The organism is Pseudomonas sp. TH21 (assembly GCF_016651025.1).
GTDB lineage: Bacteria > Pseudomonadota > Gammaproteobacteria > Pseudomonadales > Pseudomonadaceae > Aquipseudomonas > Aquipseudomonas aylmerensis.
Genome location: NZ_JAEKEQ010000001.1, coordinates 4,219,335 through 4,238,721, shown reverse-complemented (window position 1 = coordinate 4,238,721; position 19,387 = coordinate 4,219,335). Strand labels below are relative to the sequence as shown.

At 63.7% G+C, this 19,387-nt stretch carries 17 protein-coding genes; 9 read left to right on the top strand and 8 right to left on the bottom strand.

Translation table 11 applies throughout. The annotated features are described in order from the left end of the window. The 9 genes from JFU04_RS18630 to JFU04_RS18590 all read left to right on the top strand — a co-directional run bounded on the left by JFU04_RS18630 (nt 1) and on the right by JFU04_RS18590 (nt 10,600). Nucleotides 1-744 carry a quinoprotein dehydrogenase-associated SoxYZ-like carrier gene (locus JFU04_RS18630; RefSeq protein WP_120449058.1) on the top strand — a complete coding sequence of 248 codons (744 nt, stop codon included), beginning with the start codon at nt 1-3 and terminating at the stop codon, nt 742-744. A gap of 2 nt (nt 745-746) precedes the next feature. Next, entirely contained in the window at nt 747-1,673 is a 927-nt protein-coding gene (locus tag JFU04_RS18625; protein ID WP_201146427.1) for a quinoprotein relay system zinc metallohydrolase 1, read from the top strand. Between the two features lie 29 nt (nt 1,674-1,702). Continuing rightward, complete coding sequence (exaC, locus tag JFU04_RS18620; protein WP_120449056.1) at nt 1,703-3,223, top strand: acetaldehyde dehydrogenase ExaC; 1,521 nt, start codon at nt 1,703-1,705, stop codon at nt 3,221-3,223. A gap of 179 nt (nt 3,224-3,402) precedes the next feature. Further along, complete coding sequence (gene pqqA / locus JFU04_RS18615; protein WP_106805631.1) at nt 3,403-3,474, top strand: pyrroloquinoline quinone precursor peptide PqqA; 72 nt, start codon at nt 3,403-3,405, stop codon at nt 3,472-3,474. Nucleotides 3,475-3,578: 104 nt separating this feature from the next. Continuing rightward, entirely contained in the window at nt 3,579-4,742 is a 1,164-nt protein-coding gene (gene ercA, locus JFU04_RS18610; protein ID WP_065903913.1) for an alcohol dehydrogenase-like regulatory protein ErcA, read from the top strand. After that, nucleotides 4,726-6,096: an ATP-binding response regulator gene (locus JFU04_RS18605; protein WP_201145290.1), complete on the top strand. Its 1,371-nt coding sequence runs from the start codon at nt 4,726-4,728 to the stop codon at nt 6,094-6,096. Before ercA ends, JFU04_RS18605 begins: the two co-directional genes overlap by 17 nt. An 86-nt stretch (nt 6,097-6,182) precedes the next feature. Further along, entirely contained in the window at nt 6,183-7,661 is a 1,479-nt protein-coding gene (locus JFU04_RS18600) for a DASS family sodium-coupled anion symporter (RefSeq protein WP_201145288.1), read from the top strand. Between the two features lie 147 nt (nt 7,662-7,808). Further along, a complete protein-coding gene (locus JFU04_RS18595) occupies nt 7,809-9,455 on the top strand; it encodes an MFS transporter (protein WP_201145286.1) in 1,647 nt (548 codons plus the stop codon). Beyond that, nucleotides 9,452-10,600 carry an HlyD family secretion protein gene (locus tag JFU04_RS18590; protein ID WP_106803333.1) on the top strand — a complete coding sequence of 383 codons (1,149 nt, stop codon included), beginning with the start codon at nt 9,452-9,454 and terminating at the stop codon, nt 10,598-10,600. The genes JFU04_RS18595 and JFU04_RS18590 overlap by 4 nt, the downstream gene beginning before the upstream one ends. A 39-nt stretch (nt 10,601-10,639) precedes the next feature. On the opposite strand, the gene JFU04_RS18585 is transcribed toward JFU04_RS18590, so the two are convergent. The 8 genes from JFU04_RS18585 to copD form a co-directional block, all read right to left on the bottom strand. Next, complete coding sequence (locus JFU04_RS18585) at nt 10,640-11,497, bottom strand: aldose 1-epimerase (RefSeq protein WP_201145284.1); 858 nt, start codon at nt 11,495-11,497, stop codon at nt 10,640-10,642. A 94-nt stretch (nt 11,498-11,591) separates the two neighbouring features. Continuing rightward, on the bottom strand, nt 11,592-12,872 hold the full coding sequence (locus tag JFU04_RS18580; protein ID WP_065903895.1) for a TRAP transporter large permease: 1,281 nt from the start codon (nt 12,870-12,872) through the stop codon (nt 11,592-11,594). 1 nt (nt 12,873) lies between these two features. Beyond that, entirely contained in the window at nt 12,874-13,401 is a 528-nt protein-coding gene (locus JFU04_RS18575; protein ID WP_106803335.1) for a TRAP transporter small permease, read from the bottom strand. A gap of 65 nt (nt 13,402-13,466) precedes the next feature. Further along, nucleotides 13,467-14,438, bottom strand: coding sequence for a TRAP transporter substrate-binding protein (locus tag JFU04_RS18570; protein ID WP_106803336.1), 972 nt, complete (start codon nt 14,436-14,438; stop codon nt 13,467-13,469). Between the two features lie 50 nt (nt 14,439-14,488). Beyond that, a complete protein-coding gene (locus JFU04_RS18565; RefSeq protein WP_201145283.1) occupies nt 14,489-15,364 on the bottom strand; it encodes an SMP-30/gluconolactonase/LRE family protein in 876 nt (291 codons plus the stop codon). 30 nt (nt 15,365-15,394) lie between these two features. Continuing rightward, on the bottom strand, nt 15,395-16,219 hold the full coding sequence (locus JFU04_RS18560) for an NAD-dependent epimerase/dehydratase family protein (RefSeq protein ID WP_201145281.1): 825 nt from the start codon (nt 16,217-16,219) through the stop codon (nt 15,395-15,397). Nucleotides 16,220-16,406: 187 nt separating this feature from the next. Beyond that, entirely contained in the window at nt 16,407-17,669 is a 1,263-nt protein-coding gene (locus tag JFU04_RS18555; protein WP_065903880.1) for an OprD family porin, read from the bottom strand. Between the two features lie 860 nt (nt 17,670-18,529). Beyond that, nucleotides 18,530-19,387, bottom strand: coding sequence for a copper homeostasis membrane protein CopD (gene copD, locus JFU04_RS18550; RefSeq protein WP_106803341.1), 858 nt, complete (start codon nt 19,385-19,387; stop codon nt 18,530-18,532).

Below are 19,387 nucleotides of genomic sequence, written 5' to 3'. Positions count from 1 at the left end.
ATGCGCCTGCGCGGGGTGTGGATCTGCTGGTTGCCGATGCTGGCCTGGGGCGCGCCCGTGGACCCGGTGCCGTCGGTGATGTGGGATTACTACCACCAGCGGTTTCTCGACAATGCGCCCTTCGTGTTCGACGCGCGCGTCAAGCTGCTGGCCCCGCCGTTCGCCGAAGATGCGCGCCAGGTGCCGCTGGAAATCGACGCCCGCGCGTTCAAGGGCGAGGTGGTGAAAATCCTCGCCTGGGCCGAGTTGAACCCGTTGCCGAAAATCGTCGACTTCCAGCCCCGCGAGGGTGTGCTGCCGTGGCTGTCGATCCGGATTCGCATCGAACAGGCCACGCCGTTGCGCGCAGCGGTGCTGACCAGGGACGGCCTCTGGCATGTCGGCTCGACCCTGATCGATGCAGCCGGCGGCGGCTGCACCGCACCCAGCGTGGTGCGCACCCAGGCGGGTTGGGAAGAGCACCTCGGCGAAGTGTTCGGCGGACGCTACCCGCGCGCCGAATTCAGCCGCGTCAAGTTGCAAGTCGCGCACCCGATGGATAACGGCATGGTCAGCGGCATTCCCGAATTCTTTATCAACATGGCCGAACTCCGCGGCGCCGACGGTCAGTTATTGGCGACGCTGGAGCTGTTTCCCGCTGTCAGCGAAAACCCCAGCCTTGCCTTTGATATCCAGGCGACCGGCCCCACGCGCCTGACCCTGCGCGACACCAGCGGCAGCCAGTTCGAGGCGGCCATCCCATGACCCTGCGCTGGACACTCTTATGGCTGATCCTGTTCAGCCTGCCGGTGCTGGCCGAGCTGGATTACGCCCTCAAGCCGCGGCTGATCGCCGACAACACCTGGTTGCTCGAAGGCAGCACCGACAATTTCGCCAAGGACAATGGCGGCAACATCGTCAATGTCGGGTTTATCGTCACCGAGCCCGGTGTGGTGGTGATCGACACCGGGCCGTCCCGGCGCTACGGCGAAGCGTTGCGCCAGGCCATCGCCCGGGTCACCGACAAACCGGTGATCCAGGTGTTGTTGACTCACCACCACCCCGACCATGCCCTGGGTAACCAGGCGTTCAAGGACGTGCCGATTGGTGCACTCGCCGGCACCACCGCGTTACTGCACGAACAGGGCGACAGCCTGGCCGAGAACCTCTATCGCCTGGTCGGTGACTGGATGCGCGGCACCGAAGTGGTGCTGCCCGGTGAAACCCTGCAGCCGGGTGTGAAGACCTTCGGCAGTCACGATCTGCAATTGCTGCAGCTACGCGGTCATACCGGCGCGGACCTGGCGATCCTCGACCGGAAGACGGGGGTGTTGTTCGCCGGTGACCTGGTGTTCTACCAGCGTGCGCTCACCACCCCGCACTCTCCGGGCCTGGCCGTGTGGCTGAGCGATATCGCCACCCTGCAAGGCTTGCCCTGGACCCTGATCGTGCCTGGCCACGGCCCCGTGGCGACCGACGCCAAACCGCTGGAGCAGATGCGCGACTACCTCACCTGGCTCGATCAATTGCTGCGTGACGCCGCTGCACGCGGCAGTGACATGCCGGAGCTGATCCGCAGCCCGATCCCTGCACGTTTCGCGGCGATCAACCTCAGCCGCTATGAACTGGTCCGCAGCGTGACCCATCTGTACCCGCAATACGAACGCACGCAGATGCAACGCATCAACCCCTGACAATACCCACAACAGACAGAGGCCTCACCATGATCTACGCACAACCTGGCACCCCCGGCGCCGTCGTCAGCTTCAAGCCGCGCTATGGCAACTACATCGGCGGTGAGTTCGTCGCGCCGGTCAATGGCGAGTACTTCACCAACACTTCGCCGGTCACCGGTGAGGCGATCGCCGAATTCCCGCGCTCGACCGCCGCCGATATCGACAAGGCCCTCGACGCTGCGCATGCCGCCGCCGACGCCTGGGGCAAGACCTCGGCCCAGGACCGTGCCCTGGTGCTGCTGAAGATCGCCGACCGCATCGAGCAGCACCTCGAAGTGCTGGCCGTGACCGAAACCTGGGACAACGGCAAGGCCGTGCGCGAAACACTCAACGCCGATGTGCCGCTGGCCGCCGACCATTTTCGCTATTTCGCCGGCTGCATCCGCGCCCAGGAAGGCGGTGCCGCCGAGATCAACGAGCTGACCGCCGCTTATCATTTCCACGAGCCGCTGGGCGTGGTCGGGCAGATCATTCCGTGGAATTTCCCGCTGCTGATGGCCGCGTGGAAACTCGCCCCGGCGCTGGCTGCCGGCAACTGCATCGTGCTCAAGCCGGCCGAGCAGACGCCCCTGTCGATCATGGTGTTTGCCGAGCTGGTCGGCGACCTGCTGCCGCCGGGCGTGCTGAACATCGTCCAGGGCTTTGGCCGCGAGGCGGGCGAGGCACTGGCCACCAGCAAGCGCATCGCCAAGATCGCCTTTACCGGCTCGACTCCGGTGGGTGCGCACATCATGCATGCCGCCGCCGAGAACATCATTCCGTCCACCGTGGAGCTGGGCGGCAAGTCGCCGAATATTTTCTTCGAAGACATCATGCAGGCCGAGCCGCAATTCATCGAAAAAGCCGCCGAAGGGCTGGTGCTGGCGTTCTTCAACCAGGGCGAAGTGTGCACCTGCCCGTCGCGGGCGCTGGTGCAGGAGTCGATCTACGAAGCGTTCATGGCCGAGGTCATGAAGAAGATCGTCAAGATCAAGCGTGGCAACCCGCTGGACACCGAGACCATGGTCGGCGCGCAGGCGTCCGAGCAGCAATTCGACAAGATCCTCTCCTACCTGAAAATCGCCCAGGAGGAGGGTGCGGTGCTGCTGACCGGCGGCGCGGCCGAGCGCTTGGAGGGGGATTTGTCCAGCGGCTATTACATCCAGCCGACCCTGCTCAAGGGCCACAACAAGATGCGCGTGTTCCAGGAAGAAATCTTCGGCCCGGTGGTGGGCGTGACCACCTTCAAGGACGAGGCCGAGGCACTCGCGATTGCCAACGACAGTGAGTTCGGCCTGGGCGCCGGGCTGTGGACCCGCGACATCAACCGTGCCTACCGCATGGGCCGGGCGATCAAGGCGGGTCGGGTGTGGACCAACTGCTATCACCTGTACCCGGCGCACGCGGCGTTCGGTGGCTACAAGAAGTCGGGTGTGGGGCGTGAGAACCACAAGATGATGCTGGACCACTATCAGCAGACCAAGAACCTGCTGGTGAGCTATGACATCAACCCGCTGGGTTTCTTCTGATCCTGACCTGAAGGGCAAGCACCTGTGGGAGCCGGCTTGCCGGCTCCTACCATTCGATCGTTGTACCTGCGCGACTAATGCAGGGTGAGGGTTGCTTCGAAAGTAGCATTCGCCTCGCCCATCCTGCGTGCATTAATGGATTCACCGGAATCTTCCGGCACAACAAGAGGACGCTCCCCATGTGGATCAAACCCGCTTTCACCGACCTGCGTATCGGCTTCGAAGTGACGATGTACTTCGCCAGCCGCTGATCTGGCGTGCTGCAGGGAAGATGCCTCTTTGGTCTGATTGCTTTCGCGGCCGGATCGGTTAGTGTGGAGCGCATCTTCCAAAATAATAAGAAACAGGCTTAACAATGAGCCCAAACCTGAGCCTCCTGCGTAAATTCGTCTCGCCTGAAATCATCTTCGGCGCCGGCTGCCGGCATAACGTCGGCAATTACGCCAAGACGTTCGGCGCGCGCAAGGTGCTGGTGGTCAGCGACCCCGGCGTGATTGCCGCCGGCTGGGTCGCCGATGTCGAAGCCAGCCTGCAAGCCCTCGGTATCGACTACTGCCTGTACACCGCCGTATCGCCCAACCCGCGCGTCGAAGAAGTGATGCTCGGTGCCGAGGTGTACCGCGAAAATCATTGCGACGTGATCGTGGCCATCGGCGGCGGCAGCCCGATGGACTGCGGCAAGGCCATCGGCATTGTGGTCGCCCATGGGCGCAGCATCCTCGAGTTCGAAGGCGTGGACACCATTCGCGTGCCCAGCCCGCCCTTGATCCTCATTCCCACCACGGCCGGCACCTCGGCGGACGTGTCGCAGTTCGTGATCATCTCCAACCAACAGGAACGCATGAAGTTCTCCATCGTCAGCAAGGCGGTGGTGCCGGACGTGTCGCTGATCGACCCGGAAACCACCGCGAGCATGGACCCGTTCCTGTCCGCCTGTACCGGCATCGACGCGCTGGTGCATGCCATCGAGGCGTTCGTCTCCACCGGGCATGGCCCGCTTACCGACCCTCACGCGCTCGAGGCGATGCGCCTGATCAACGGCAACCTGGTGCAGATGATCGCCAACCCCGGCGACATTGCCCTGCGCGAGAAAATCATGCTCGGCAGCATGCAGGCCGGGCTGGCGTTTTCGAATGCGATCCTCGGCGCGGTGCACGCCATGTCCCACAGCCTGGGCGGCTTCCTCGACTTGCCCCACGGCCTGTGCAACGCGGTATTGGTGGAGCACGTCGTTGCGTTCAACTACAGCTCGGCGCCGGAGCGGTTCAAGGTGATTGCCGAGACCTTCGGCATCGACTGCCGTGGCCTCAACCATCGGCAGATCTGCGCGCGGCTGGTAGAGCACCTGATTGCGCTCAAGCACGCGATCGGTTTCAACGAGACGCTCGGCCTGCACGGCGTGCGCATGGCCGACATCCCGTTTCTGTCCCAGCATGCGATGCATGACCCGTGCATCCTCACCAACCCGCGCGAGTCCAGCCAGCGTGATGTCGAGGTCGTCTATGGCGAAGCTCTCTGACGCGCAACAGCGCGCCCTGGCCGGGCTGCTGGGGCTGGGCGACCAGTCGGCGCGCAAGAGCCATTACCCGGAACTCACCGCGCGGCTCGACGAGTTGGAGGCCGAGCGCAATCGCTACATCCGCCTCAACGACGAACTGGAGCAGCGGGTCGCCGCGCGCACCGACGAGCTGCTGGAGGCCAACCTCAACCTGCAACAGCAGATCGCCCAGCGCGAGCAGATCGAACAGGACCTGCGCGACGCCCGCGACGCCGCCCAGGCCGCCAATCGCAGCAAGGACAAATACCTCGCCGCCGCCAGCCATGACCTGCTGCAACCGCTGAACGCCGCGCGGCTGCTGATCTCGACCTTGCGCGAGCGCAACTTGCCGAGCGTCGAGCAGGTACTGGTGGAACGCACCCACCAGGCCCTGGAGGGCGCCGAGGACTTGCTCACCGACCTGCTGGATATCTCGCGGCTCGACCAGGCGGCGGTCAAGCCGGACGTGGCGCTGTATCGCCTGGATGAGTTGTTTGCGCCGCTGGTGTCGGAGTTCCAGTCGGTGGCCCAGGCAGCCGGCCTCAACCTGCGCGCGCGTACCGGCGGGTATGCGATCCGTACCGACTTGCGGCTGTTGACGCGGATTTTGCGCAACTTCCTCAGCAATGCCTGCCGCTATACCGATGAGGGCTGCATCCTCCTTGGCGCGCGCCGGCGCGGTGATCGCCTGCGCCTGGAGGTGTGGGACACCGGGCGCGGGATTGCGGCGGATCGGTTGGGTTCGATCTTTCTGGAATTCAACCAGCTCGACGTCGGTCGCGCGTCGGACCGCAAGGGGGTAGGGCTGGGCCTGGCGATTGTCGAGCGTATCGCCGATATTCTCGGCTACCCGGTGGCGGTGCGGTCCTGGCCGGGGCGCGGTTCGATGTTCAGTATCGAGGTGCCGCTGAGCGACGAAATGCCACTGGCGATCAGCCAACTGCCCGTCGCGCCCAGCACCGGTAACCCGCTGCCGGGACGGCGCTTGCTGGTGATCGACAACGAAGTGAGCATCCTCGAAAGCATGCGCGCGCTGCTCGGCCAGTGGGGCTGCGAGGTGGTCACCGCCACTGATCAGGCGGGGGCCTTGCTGGCGCTGCAGGGCAGGGCGCCGGAGTTGATCCTGGCCGACTATCACCTTGACCATGGGGTGGTCGGCTGTGCAGTGGTCAATCATCTGCGTGAGCACTTCGAGCAGAAGATCCCGGCGGTGATCATCACCGCCGATCGCACCGACCAGTGCCGCCGCGCGCTGCGCCGCCTGGAGGCGCCGCTGCTGAATAAACCGGTCAAGCCCGGCAAGTTGCGCGCGGTATTGAGCCAATTACTCGCCTGACGCCCGGCGCGTTGATACCCGTCAACACACCCTGCGACCTTATGCGCCATGCTCCCGGCCTGAATGGAAGGCCTACGGAGTACCGCATGAACGCCCCCGCAACAACCGCTGCATCCTTCAAGTTGCCCCTGGGCCTGGTGGTCGCCGTGCTGGTGATGGTCGGCGTGCTGCTGTTGCCGCTGCCGGCGGACTTGCCGGTGGCCGGGCACCGGATGCTGGCGATCCTCGCCTTTGCCGTGGTGGTGTGGATCACCGAGGCGGTGTCCTATGAAGCCAGCGCGATCATGATCACTTCGCTGATGGCGTTTTTGCTCGGCACCGCGCCGTCGCTGCAGGACCCTGCGCACCTGATCGGCTCCAGCCCGGCGATCAGCATGGCGCTGACCGGCTTCGCCAACCCGGCGCTGGCGCTGGTGGCGGGGGCGCTGTTCATTGCCGCAGCGATGACCCACACCGGCCTGGATCGGCGTATCGCGCTGGTCACCCTCAGCCGCATCGGTACCAGTACCCGGCGCATCCTGTTGGGGGCGATTGCGGTGACCATTTTGCTCAGTCTGGTGGTGCCCAGCGCTACCGCGCGCAGTGCCTGCGTGGTGCCGATCATGATGGGTGTGATTGCCGCCTTCGGCGTCGACAAGCGCTCGAACATTGCCGCCGGGATCATGATCGTGGTCGCGCAGGGCACCAGCATCTGGAACGTCGGCATCCAGACTGCCGCGGCACAGAACCTGCTGACGGTCGGCTTCATGGACAAGATGCTCGGCCAGCGTGTGTCGTGGCTCGACTGGCTGATCGCCGGCGCGCCGTGGGCGGTGATCATGTCGGCGGTGCTGCTGTTTTTGGTGCTCAAGTTGCTGCCGCCGGAAACCGACAGCATCCCCGGCGGCCAGGAGGCCGTGGCGCAGTCGCTGGTGGACATCGGGCCGATTACCGGGCCGCAGAAGCGCCTATTGAGTGTCTCGGTGCTGCTGTTGCTGGCGTGGGCCACCGAGGGCCGGTTGCACAGTTTCGACACCACCTCGACCACCTACGCAGGCCTGGTGTTCCTGCTGCTGCCGGGGCTGGGCGTGATGACCTGGAAGGACGTGCAGTCGCGTATTCCGTGGGGCACGGTGATTGTGTTTGGCGTCGGCATCAGCCTCGGTACGGCGCTGCTGACCACCCAGGCCGGGCAGTGGCTGGGCGCGCAGGTGGTGACGCACACCGGGTTGGATCAGCTCGGGCCGCTGGGCGTATTCGCCATCCTCGGGGCCTTCCTGATTGTGATCCACCTGGGCTTTGCCAGTGCCACGGCCTTGACCTCGGCGTTGTTGCCGATCCTGATCGCGGTGTTGCAGACCTTGCCGGGTGAGTTCAGCCGCCTGGGGATGACCATGCTGCTCGGGTTTGTGATGAGCTACGGGTTTATCCTGCCGATCAATGCGCCGCAGAACATGGTGTGCCTGGGGACCGGCACGTTCACGGCGCGCCAGTTTGCCAAGGTGGGGATTCTGGTGACGCTGCTCGGCTATGGCCTCATGCTGATCTTCGCCGCCACGTACTGGAGTTGGCTCGGCTGGATCTGAGCTGGAATCTGCGCCGGCATTTGTCTGGCAGGCGCGCTGCTGGGATCAATTGCACCCTCGAGATGGCAAGATGAACTCCGCTCAGGTTTACTACTCCCTGAGTAATGGTTTTACCGGCGTCCCCCGCCGGGTCATCTAGGTCACCGAATGGACAAATACACCCCCCACACCTGGCAGCCCCACGAGCGACCGAGCCTGCCTGGCTCGCCGTCGACGCCGCTGCACCCCACGCACAAACGCTGGCTGTTTGCGCTGGTCGGCGTGCTGGTGGCGATTACCGGCGGACTCGGCAATGCGCTGGTCATCGCCAACCTGCAATACCTGCAAGGCGCCCTGGGCGCGACAACGGCGGAAATGGCCTGGCTGCCCGCCGCCTATGTGATGACCAACGTGTGCATGAACCTGCTGCTGGTGAAGTTTCGCCAGCAGTTCGGCCTGCGCGCGTTCACCGAAGTGTTCCTGGTGCTGTATGCGCTGGTGACCTTCGGCCATTTGTTCGTCAACGACCTCAGCTCGGCCATCGCGGTGCGGGCGGCCCACGGGATGGTCGGCGCGGCGCTCAGTTCGCTGGGGTTGTACTACATGATCCAGGCGTTCCCGGCCAAATGGCGGATGAAAGCCCTGGTGCTGGGGCTGGGCACCGCGCAACTGGCGCTGCCGTTGGCGCGGCTGTTCTCCGAGGATTTGCTGCAAATCGCCGAGTGGCGTGGCCTGTACCTGTTCGAACTGGGCATGGCCCTGATCTGCCTGGGGTGCGTGTTCCTGCTCAAGTTGCCGCCTGGCGATCGCTTCAAGACCTTTGAAAAACTCGATTTCCTGACCTTCGGCATCCTTGCCACCGGGGTCGCCTTGCTCTGCGCCGTGTTGTCGCTGGGGCGCATCGACTGGTGGCTGGAAGCACCGTGGATCGGCGTCGCCTCGGCCTGTTCGCTGGTGCTGATCATGGCCGGCCTGGCGATCGAGCATAACCGCGCCAACCCGTTGCTGATGACCCGTTGGCTCGGCAGTGGGGTGATGATCCGCCTGGCGCTCGCCGTGGTGTTGATTCGCATGGTGCTGTCGGAGCAGTCCACCGGCGCCGTGGGGTTCATGCAGATGTTGAACATGAGCTACGAGCAGATGCACACCCTGTACGTGGTGATGCTGGCCGGGGCGATTGCCGGGCTGGTCGTCAGTGCGCTGACGATCAACCCGGCGCACCTGCTGATGCCGCTGATCATCTCGCTGGCGCTGATGGCCGTGGGGTCGGTGATGGACAGTTTTTCCAGCAACCTGACCCGGCCGCAGAACATGTACATCAGCCAGTTCCTGCTAGGCTTTGGCGGCACGTTCTTCCTGGGCCCGACCATGGTGCTGGGCACCCGCAACGTGCTGACCAACCCGCGCAACCTGGTGAGTTTCTCGGTGATGTTCGGGATCTGCCAGAACCTCGGCGGCCTGATTGGCGCAGCGTTGCTCGGCACCTTCCAGATCGTGCGCGAGAAGTTCCATTCGAGCATGATCGTCGAGCACCTGAGCCTGCTCGACCCGCGTGTGGCCGCGCGGGTGCAGAGCGGTGGCTCGGCCTACGGCGGGGTGATCGCCGACCCGGAATTGCGCAACCTCATGGGCATTCGCAGCCTGGCCACGGCGGCCACGCGTGAGGCGAATGTGATGGCTTACAACGATGTGTTCATGCTGATCGCGATCATCGCTATCCTCACCATGATCTGGATCTTTATCCGCAGTCTGTGGCTGATGAGCACCACCAAGGCAGCAGCCCCTTCCGTTCAACCCAGCGGCGCCACTTCATGACCGAAACGACCACCACCACGACCACCAATGCCATTGCCTCCACCCCGGAAGGCACCGCGCCGCCCGGCGCGAGCGTGACTGAGCCGCGCTCGCTGCGGGTGCGCATCATCTCGTCGCTTGGCTTCGCCGCGATTGCCATCATCGGCGTGCTGATCGTGTTGTATGCCTGGCAATTGCCGCCGTTCAGCAGCGCCGTGGAAACCACCGAGAACGCCCTGGTGCGCGGCCAGGTAACGATCATCGGCCCGCAACTCAGCGGGTATGTGTTCGAAGTGCCGGTGCAGGACTTCCAGTACGTCAAGGCCGGCGACCTGCTGGTGCGCCTCGATGACCGCATCTACAAGCAGCGCCTCGACCAGGCGCTGGCGCAACTGGCGGTGCAGAAGGCTTCGCTGGCCAATGTGGTGCAGCAACGCAACAGTGCCGAAGCGACCATCAAGCTGCGCCAGGCCGCCTTGGTGGACAGCCAGGCCCAGGCGCGCAAGAGCACCGCCGACCTGCGCCGCAATGAAGAACTGATCAGCGACGGTTCGGTGTCCAAGCGCGAGCTGGACGTGACCCGTGCCGCGAATGCGCAGACCATCGCCGCCGTGGCCCAGGCCCAGGCCAGCCTGGAGATTGCGCGGCAGGACCTGCAGACGGTGATCGTCAATCGCGGCTCCCTGGAAGCGGCGGTGGCCAGTGCCGAGGCGGCCGTGGAGCTGGCGCGGATTGATTTGTCCAACACCCGCATCACCGCGCCGCGTGACGGCCAGCTGGGGCAGATTGGCGTGCGCCTTGGCGCCTTCGTCAATTCCGGCGCGCAGTTGATGGCGCTGGTGCCCCACCAGTTGTGGGTGATCGCCAATATGAAAGAAACCCAGATGGACAATGTGCAGGTCGGCCAGCCGGTGACCTTCACCGTGGATGCGCTCAACCACCGCAAGTTTCGCGGCACGGTGCAGCATATTTCCCCGGCGACCGGCTCGGAGTTCAGCCTGTTGCAGGCGGACAACGCCACCGGCAACTTCGTGAAGATCGCCCAGCGGGTGCCGGTGCGGATTACCGTGGATCCGGATCAGGCCGAGAGCGAGCGGCTGCGGCCGGGTTTGTCGGTGGTGGTGAGTATCGACACGGCAGGGCGCCTGAAAAACAGCCCGCCCTGACCACCCCAGCCACCCTGTAGGAGTCGGCCAGCCGGGCGCCTACAGGGGAAGGTATTTAAGGGTGAAATCGAGTTGAGTCGATTGGCCCTGTTCCAACAGTTTCAACCCGGGCCGTCCCGGCAGGTGATGCGCATTCACCGGATGGCTTACCGGTTCGATGCAGAAAAATCCCAGCCCCGGTGGGCAGAACAGCAGGAAGTAGTCGGCGCCGGTGGCTCGGCATTCCAGCGCATAGCCCAGCTCCGGCTGCTCGATCCGGCACTGCCCATCCCATTGGCAAAAGCCATTGTCCACCAGGCGCTCCGGCAGCGCCTTGAGCTGGCGGAAATCCCAGTCCGCCGGCAGCGGAGCGAGCCCCGTCGGCAGCTTGGATGCATCACTCATCCACACCTGCTCGGCGTTGGCCTGCAAGCGCGTGGCCGGCCGGCGCGGTAAGTAGGGGTGCAAGCCCAACCCATGCCACGCGGCCTTGTCGGCCAGATGCGTGACGCGCAGTTCGATGCTCAATTCGCCGCCGCCCAGGCGAAACCGCTGCTCGGCGCGATAGGCAAACGGTGTGTCGCACTCCACCGCCAGCACCACCTCATCCGCCGACTGGCTGACCACCTGCCACACCTGCTGCCAGGCCGAACCATGAATCGGCAGCGGGTCGAGCGGGCTGTTCGGTGTCAGCGCCAGCCAGCCATCCGGGGTGTCGAAACCGCCTTCGGCAATCCGATTGGACCAGGGCGCCAACGGATAGCACCCCAGCTTGCCCGGCAACCCGGTAGCGATCGCCTGCTCATCGCTATGCCGCAGCAGCGGCTGCCCGCTGGCGCGCACGCTCCAGTTGACGATGCTGCCCCCTACGGCGGGCGCCAGGGTCAGCACGGTCAGGTCGTCTCTGAGTTCCAGCATCACAGGTTCACCTCGAAATGAAAGCTGCCTGCAGGCGCTGGCTTGCCGGCGCCTGCAGGGGAGGGCGTCACAGGCTGTATTCCTACGCAGAGCGTTATAACACCACGCTTGGCAGCCACAGCGACAACGCCGGAATGTAGGTCACCGCCATCAACACCAGGAACAGTACGGCATAGAACGGCAGCAGCGCCTTCACGGTTTTCTCGATGCTGACCTTGCCCACCGCCGCACCCACGAACAGCACCGCGCCCACCGGCGGGGTGATCAGGCCGATGCCGAGGTTGACCAGCATGATCATGCCAAAGTGCACCGGGTCGACACCGATGCCGAGGATTACCGGCAACAGGATCGGCGTAAGGATCAGGATCAGCGGCGCCATGTCCATCACCGTGCCGAGCAACAGCAGCATCATGTTGATGCACATCAGGATCACGTAGCGGTTGTCCGACAGGGTCAGGAACATCGTGGTGATCTTCGCCGGGATCTGCATCAGGGTCATGATGTAGCCGAAGCTGGCGGCGAAGGCGATCAGGATCATCACGATGGAAATGGTGCGCACCGTACGGTGCATCAGCTTGGGCAGCTCGCTCCATTTGTAGTCGCGGTAGATGAACATGGTCACGAAGAATGCCCACAGCACCGCGATCGCGGCGGACTCGGTGGCAGTGAAGATACCCGAGAGGATGCCGCCGAGGATGATCACCATGGCCATCAGGCCCCACAGTGCATCGGCGCAGATTTTCAGTGCCTGCTTCAAGGGAATGACTTCGCCCTTGGGGTAATCGCGTTTCTTCGCGAAGATCAGGCACAGCACCATCAGGCACGCGCTCATCAGCAAGCCCGGGACCACGCCGGCCATGAACAGCGAGGCGATGGAAACGGTGCCGCCGGCGGCCAGCGAGTAGAGCACCGAGTTGTGGCTGGGCGGGGTCAGCAGCGCTTGTACCGAGCCGCTGATGGTCACCGCGGTGGCGAATTCGCGTGGATAGCCACGGCGCTCCATTTCCGGGATCAGCACCGAGCCGACCGACGCCGTGTCGGCCACCGACGAACCCGAGATCGCGCCGAAGAACGTCGAGGCCATGATGTTCACCAGGGACAGGCCACCGCGCACAAACCCGACCAGCACGCCGGCAAACGCCACCAGCCGCCGCGACATGCCGCCCTCGGCCATGATCGCCCCGGCCAGGACGAAGAACGGGATCGCCATCAGCGAGAATTTATTCACCCCGCCCGCCACCTGGATCATCAGGGCCTGGAAGGGAATGTCGATCCACCACGCGCCAATCAGCGCCGACAGCCCGAGGGCGTAGGCCACCGGCATGCCGATCAGGATCAAGGCGATAAAGCTGCCCAACAGAATCAACGCATCCATATCAAGCCGCCCCTTCGCTTTCTTCTACCAGGTCAAAGCGCACCACGCGCCGCTGGCTCTGGTCGCCCAACAGGAGTTTTTCCAGCACGAACACCAGGGTCAGCAGCCCGCCAATCGGGATCGGCATATAGGTGATGCCCACGCGCAGGGTCGGGATGGCGCTCATGAACTGGTTCCAGGTGGACAGGCACAGCTTGCTGCCCCAGATCGTCATGAACAGGCAGATCGTCGCCATCAACAGTTGCGAGACGATGCCGACTACCTGGCGTTGGCGCGGCGGCAGGCGGTCGGTGATCATCGCCACCGACATGTGCGCGCCGGCGCGGTAGCTCGCAGCGGCGCCGATGAAGGTGAACACCAGCATCAACAGGATGGCGGTGGGTTCCGGCCAGCTGGAGCCGGTGCCGAGGATGTAGCGGGCGAAGATGCCCCAGGGGATGATCAGTGCCACTCCCAATACCGAGAGGCCGGCGACCCAGATGCAGGTCATGTAGAGGCGATCATTGATGCGCAGCAGCAAATTCTTCATGGCGTTCACCGTAACCGGGCGCGTCGATGCCGACCGCGCCTGGCCTTGCTGGAGGAGGAGGGTGATTACTCGACGGCGTCGATGCGCTTGATGATGTCGGCGTACGCCTGGCCGTACTTGGCGCGCACGGGAGCGGTCGCGTCATAGAACGGTTTTTTGTCGACGGTGATGAACTCGACGCCGGCGGCCTTGAGTTTCTCCTCACTGCTGGCGGACTTCTTGTCCCACAGCACGCGCTCGTCGGCCTGGGCGACCTTGGCGGCGTTTTTCACCATGACCTGCTGCGCGGGGGTGAGCTTGTTCCAGGTGATTTTCGACATCACGATGGGCTCGGGCAAAATCAGGTGCTCGGTGAGGGTGTAGTACTTGGCGTTCTGGTAGTGGTTGTGTTCCAGCAGGGTCGGCGGGTTGTTTTCCGCGCCGTCGATCACCCCGGTCTGCAGGGCACTGAAAATCTCGCCGGTGTCCATGGCGATGCCGTTGGCCCCCATTTCATTGAAGGCGTCGATGAACAGCGGGTTGCCCTGCACGCGAATCTTCATGCCCTTGAGGTCTTCGATCTTGCGCACCGGTTTCTTGGTGTAGAGGTTGCGCGTGCCGCCATCCATCCAGGCCAGGGCGACCAGGCCGAACTCGGAGTCGGTGATCTTGGCAAGGATCTCGTCGCCAATCTCGCCATCGATGACCTTGCGCATGTGCGCCTGGTCGCGGAACACGAACGGCAGGTTGAACACGTTCACGTCCGGCACCACCGGGCCGACGATGCCGAGGCTGACGCGGGTCATCTGGATCGCCCCGACCTGGGCCTGTTCGACCACTTCCTTCTCGGAACCCAGGACGCCGCCCGGGAAGTACTTGAAGGTCAGTTCGCCGTTGCTTTCCTTGGTCAGGGCCTTGCCCATGTTTTCTTCGGCAACCACGGTGGGGTAGCCGGCGGGGTGGATGTCGGCGAATTTGATTTCCAGCGCGTGGGCCGCGCCGGTGAAGAGGAACGTCAGGGGAAGTGCAGCGACGAGCAAAGTGCGTTTGAAGTCCATGGGGTGTGTCTCCGTCTTGTTATTGTTGTATTCAAGGCACAGCAATGCAGCTAGAGGGTGAAGGTGGGCTCCGGCAATCCGGTAACGCCGGGGTTGAGGGCGAACACGCCGCCTGACAGTGACTGCTCACTCTGATCGTCGCGGATCGAGGTGACGAACAGGGTGTCCAGGCGACTGCCGCCGAAGGCGCACATGGTGGGTTTCTTCACCGGCACGCTCAGGGAGCGGTCCAGACGACCGTCGGGGGTAAAGCGGTGAACCAGCCCGGCGTCGTTGGCGCAGATCCAGTAGCAGCCCTCGGCATCCACTGCCGCGCCGTCGGGGCGGCCGGGGTGCTGGTGCATGTCGACGAATACGCGGCGATTGGACGGCGTGCCGGTCTCGGTGTCGTAGTCGAAGGCCCAGATCTGCTGCACCAGCGGGTGCGAGTCCGAGGCGTACATCGTGCGGCCATCGGGGCTGAAGGCCAGGCCGTTGAGGGTGATGAACCCATCCAGCAGCGCCTGCGGTGCGCTGCCGGTGGCAAAGCGGTAGAGGATGCCCTCGGCTGCGTTCAGGCTCATGTCCAGCACCATGCTGCCGGCCCAGAAGCGGCCCTGGCGATCACAGCGGCCATCGTTGAGGCGCATGTCCGCACGCGGGTGCTCGACACTGGCCAGGGGCGTGGTGTCGAGGCTGCCGTCGTTGTGCGGGGTAAGCTGGAAGAAGCCACTTTGCAGGCCGGCGACCCAGTTGCCGGCGCTGGTGCGCGCGATGCAGGCGAGTGCCTGCGGGGCTTTCCACGCGGCGATATGCCCGGTCGCGGCGCCCCAGCGTTGCAGGCCGCCGTTGGGGATATCCACCCAGTACAGGGCGTTTTCTTCAGGCACCCACACCGGGCATTCGCCCACGGCATTGCGGGCGTCGACAATCAATTCTGCAGTCATGGCCACTCATTCCCTTGGGTTGGTCTGGCTTCAGTCACCGAACGGCCCCGCCGCGCAGAACGCGCCGCCCTGGTAGACCTTGGCCGGGTCATCGGCGGCTACCGGTGGCTGGGCTTCGACCTGGGCGCGAAACACTTCGGAGTTGTCCTTGGGGGCGAAACCCAGGTGCGCGGCGTAGCGATTGTCCCACCAGGTGTCGAGGTTATCCGACATGCCGTAGACCACGGTGTGGCCGACATTCGGCGTATACAGCGCGCGTTCGAGGAGTTGGGTCAGGTCATCGAAGCTCAGCCAGGTGTGCATCATCCGGCGGTTCTGCGGTTCCGGGAACGAGGAGCCGATGCGGATGCTCACGGTCTCGATGCCGTAGCGGTCGAAGTAGAAACTGGCCATGTCTTCGCCGTAGGACTTGGACAAGCCGTAGTAGCTGTCCGGGCGACGCGGGGAATGTGCGTCGATTTTTTCGCCCTGCTTGTAGAAGCCGATCACATGGTTGGAACTGGCGAAGATCACGCGCTTCACGCCGTGGCGACGCGCGGCTTCGTAGACATGGAAAATCCCGCTGATATTCGCCCCGAGCACTTCCTCGAACGAACGCTCTACCGACACCCCGCCAAAATGCAGGATGGCATCGACGCCTTCCACCAGGTGGTGCACCGCTTGTTTGTCGGAGAGGTCACAAAGTTGCACTTCTTCGCTAGCATCCGCGGCCGGAGCCATCTCGGCGATGTCCGACAGGCGCAGCACCTTGGCGTACGGACGCAGGCGTTCGCGCAAGACTTTGCCCAGGCCGCCAGCGGCACCGGTGAGCAGCAGGCGGTTGAATGGAACGGGTGTGGAGGTGGTCGTGATCATGGGGGTTCCATTGTTGTTGTAGGTTGTCGTATGACTAGGTGGAAGTATCGTGATTGATTCCCTGGCTTGTCAACACACGCCTTCCTTGCCGGTGCTGGCTTGCCAGCGATGGTGGCCCCACGGTCGGTGGTGACTATTGAGCTGCCATCGCCGGCAAGCCCGCGCCTACCTAAAGTGTATCCGCGGGTTACAACAGGGAGATCGGGTAGCTGATGAAGATCCGGTTTTCATCGAACTCGTTGTTGCTGAAGTCCCGACGCATGGTCGCATTGCGCCACCGCAGATTCAGGTCCTTCAGCGCACCGCTTTGCACGGTGTAGGCCAGCTCCGATTCGCGGCCCCATTCCTTGCCGTCGGTGATCGCCCCGGTGTGCACGTTACTGCCGCTGATGTAGCGGTTCATCATGGTCAGCCCGGGAATGCCGAGGACCACGAAGTTGAAATCATGGCGTACCTGCCAGGACTTTTCCTTCACGTTGTCGTAGCTCGCGTTGTAGCTGTCGTTGGCCAGGGTGCCGCCGCTGGTGCCGTTGACCTTCATCCACACACTGTCGCCGGTGAGCTTCTGCAGGCCCACGTAGAAGGTGTTGCCCAGGTACTTGGCCGAGAGCAGGGCGAAGGCGGTCTTGTTGTCGAGGTCGCCGGCGAGGGCGCTGCCGTCTTCCTTGCCGTTGAAGAAGCCGAGGTTGGCGCCCAGGGTCCAGTCGCCGACCGGCTGGCTGTGGGTCAGGTTGATGTACTGCTGCTGGTAGATATCGCTGAGTTCGGCGTACCACACGCCGACCTGGGTGCGTTTGTCATTGAAGGTGTATTCGCCGCCGCCGAAGTTGAAACGGTCCGAAGTGAACGCCGCTTTGCCGTTCATGAACATGTCTTCCATGCTCGCGTCGTTGCGCGGGCTGTTGCCGCGAAATTGCCCGCCGTAGAGGGTCAGGCCGGCGATTTCATTCGAGGTGACCTGGCCGCCACGAAAGGTCTGGGGCAGCGAGCGGCCGTCGTCGGAGCGCAGGATCGGCAGCACCGGCATCCATTCGCCGACTTTCAGTTCGGTCTTCGACAGCTTGGTTTTCAGCGCTACGCCCAGGCGCCCGAAGTTATCGGCGGGGCGGCCGTCGTCGTGCGTTGGCAACAACTGGGTGCCCGCGGTGCCTTTACCGCCATCGAGCTTCTGCGAGTACAGGCCCAGCACGTCGATCCCGAAGCCGACAGCGCCCTGGGTGTAGCCGGACTTGGCGTCGAGAATGAAGTTCTGCGTCCACTCTTCGGCCTTGGCCTGGGGGTTGGTCGGGTTGGTGAAGTTGCGGTTGAAGTAGGCGTTGCGCAGGTTGAGCGTGGCCTTGGCGTCGTCGAGAAAACCTTCTGCCTGGGCACCGAGGGGCAGGGTCAATGCCAGGCTGCCAAGACCGATCAGGCCGATACGCGCGGAGGAATTGCGGGCGAATTGACTCACAGTGAAGCTCCCTTTTTGTTGTTTTTATTATTTGTCGTACGTCGTCGTACAACATTGGAGCGAATATTTGCGAGGTTTTCGAGGGGTGTCAAGCAGAAGTTATACGATGACTGCGTGATTGAGCCGAGACACACACCGACGGGGTGGGAGTAGGGGGGCTCGCGAAGGCGGTGTGTCAGTCACCGGAAATAGCGACTGAACTAGTGCTTTCGCGGGCAAGCCCGCTCCCACATTGGGGGATGGGTCGTCCATGCTTGCGGCGCAAGGCTCAGCGATTTCAACCGCGCAACCTAACCCCAGGCTTCACACCGATCAAAAAATGTGGGAGCGGGCTTGCTCGCGAAGGCGGTGTGTCAGTCACTGGAAATAGCGACTGAAGCAGCGCTTTCGCGAGCAAGCCCGCTCCCACATTGGGGAATGGGTCGTCCATGCTTACGGCGCAAGGCCTGGCGATTTCAACCGCGCAACCACGCCCGAGGCTTCACACCGCTCAAAAATGTGGGAGCGGGCTTGCCCGCGAAGGCGGTGTATCAGTCACCGGAAATATCGACTGAGCCAGCGCTTTCGCGGGCAAGCCCGCTCCCACATTGGGGAATGGGTCGTCCATGCTTACGGCGCAAGGCCTGGCGATTTCAACCGCGCAACCACGCCCGAGGCTTCACACCGCTCAAAAATGTGGGAGCGGGCTTGCCCGCGAAGGCGGTGTATCAGTCACCGGAAATATCGACTGAACCAGCGCTTTCGCGAGCAAGCCCGCTCCCGCATGGGGGAATGCGGCGTCCACGCCGGCCGCGCAAGGCCCGGCAATATCCCGGGCACGCCCCACATTTGATCGAGTACGACACGCGCCTGCCGTGGATTCAGTTGGCCATGACCATCGGCGGAAGGGTGCCGAGCAGGGAAACGGCGGCTACTGCTGAAACACCTAGTAACCATTCCAGCATCACGCTGGCTTTCAAACTGCCCAGGTGCTGTTCGCCGCGATCAAGGCGCAATCGGTTCAGCAAGGCCAGCGCCAACATGCCCAGGACCAGCATCACCTTGATCAACAGGATCAGCGCGAAGCCATTGAACAACGGCGTGGGCCACAGTTGCCCGGTGAGCACGCGCACGTTGATCAAGCCCGTCACCAGCAAACCGGCGACCAGGCCATAACCGACGCCGCTGAAACGCCTGAGGATCGGTTCCAGGCTGGGCCTTTGCGGTTGCCTGAGGATCAACACCAGCAGCAACAATCCACCGAGCCAGGCGCCCACGCAGACCAGATGCACCACCTGGTTGAGGATCAACAATTGACCGCTGAGCCCATCGAGCATGGCGCCATGGCCGACCGGGGCGAGGGTCGCCAGCAGCAAGGCGGTCAACGGTAGGCGCAGGGCGGGCCAGGGTTTGAGCAGCGCAATCACCAGCAACAGGTTCAGCAACAGGTGCCAGACCCACACTTGGCCAAAGAAGGTCTTGCCCAGCACCAATTGCACGGTGGCCGGTTGCAGGGCTGCCTGCCAACTGCCGGCCATGCTCGCGGTGATCAACAGCAACCACGCCACGCCGGAGCCCAGGCCCAGCCAGGCGAGGGCGCGCGTGATGCGCAATAGCTGCCGGTCCAGTGTCGGTTGCGCTCCAGCGCCTAATAGCCAGGGCCTGAATGCACAGGCCCCGAACATCAGCAGCACGACGATGAAATGCAAAAAACGGCACAGCACCAGCAGCGTTGCCAT

What these genes read in the sequence shown, in the direction of transcription:
- JFU04_RS18605 (WP_201145290.1), top strand. Translation starts at nt 4,726, where the DNA reads ATGGCGAAGCTCTCTGACGCGCAACAGCGCGCCCTGGCCGGGCTGCTG.
- exaC (WP_120449056.1), top strand. Translation starts at nt 1,703, where the DNA reads ATGATCTACGCACAACCTGGCACCCCCGGCGCCGTCGTCAGCTTCAAG.
- JFU04_RS18595 (WP_201145286.1), top strand. Translation starts at nt 7,809, where the DNA reads ATGGACAAATACACCCCCCACACCTGGCAGCCCCACGAGCGACCGAGC.
- JFU04_RS18585 (WP_201145284.1), bottom strand. Translation starts at nt 11,497, where the DNA reads ATGCTGGAACTCAGAGACGACCTGACCGTGCTGACCCTGGCGCCCGCC.
- JFU04_RS18580 (WP_065903895.1), bottom strand. Translation starts at nt 12,872, where the DNA reads ATGGATGCGTTGATTCTGTTGGGCAGCTTTATCGCCTTGATCCTGATC.
- JFU04_RS18590 (WP_106803333.1), top strand. Translation starts at nt 9,452, where the DNA reads ATGACCGAAACGACCACCACCACGACCACCAATGCCATTGCCTCCACC.
- JFU04_RS18630 (WP_120449058.1), top strand. Translation starts at nt 1, where the DNA reads ATGCGCCTGCGCGGGGTGTGGATCTGCTGGTTGCCGATGCTGGCCTGG.
- copD (WP_106803341.1), bottom strand. Translation starts at nt 19,387, where the DNA reads ATGGCAACGCTGCTGGTGCTGTGCCGTTTTTTGCATTTCATCGTCGTG.
- JFU04_RS18565 (WP_201145283.1), bottom strand. Translation starts at nt 15,364, where the DNA reads ATGACTGCAGAATTGATTGTCGACGCCCGCAATGCCGTGGGCGAATGC.
- ercA (WP_065903913.1), top strand. Translation starts at nt 3,579, where the DNA reads ATGAGCCCAAACCTGAGCCTCCTGCGTAAATTCGTCTCGCCTGAAATC.
- JFU04_RS18575 (WP_106803335.1), bottom strand. Translation starts at nt 13,401, where the DNA reads ATGAAGAATTTGCTGCTGCGCATCAATGATCGCCTCTACATGACCTGC.
- JFU04_RS18570 (WP_106803336.1), bottom strand. Translation starts at nt 14,438, where the DNA reads ATGGACTTCAAACGCACTTTGCTCGTCGCTGCACTTCCCCTGACGTTC.
- JFU04_RS18560 (WP_201145281.1), bottom strand. Translation starts at nt 16,219, where the DNA reads ATGATCACGACCACCTCCACACCCGTTCCATTCAACCGCCTGCTGCTC.
- JFU04_RS18600 (WP_201145288.1), top strand. Translation starts at nt 6,183, where the DNA reads ATGAACGCCCCCGCAACAACCGCTGCATCCTTCAAGTTGCCCCTGGGC.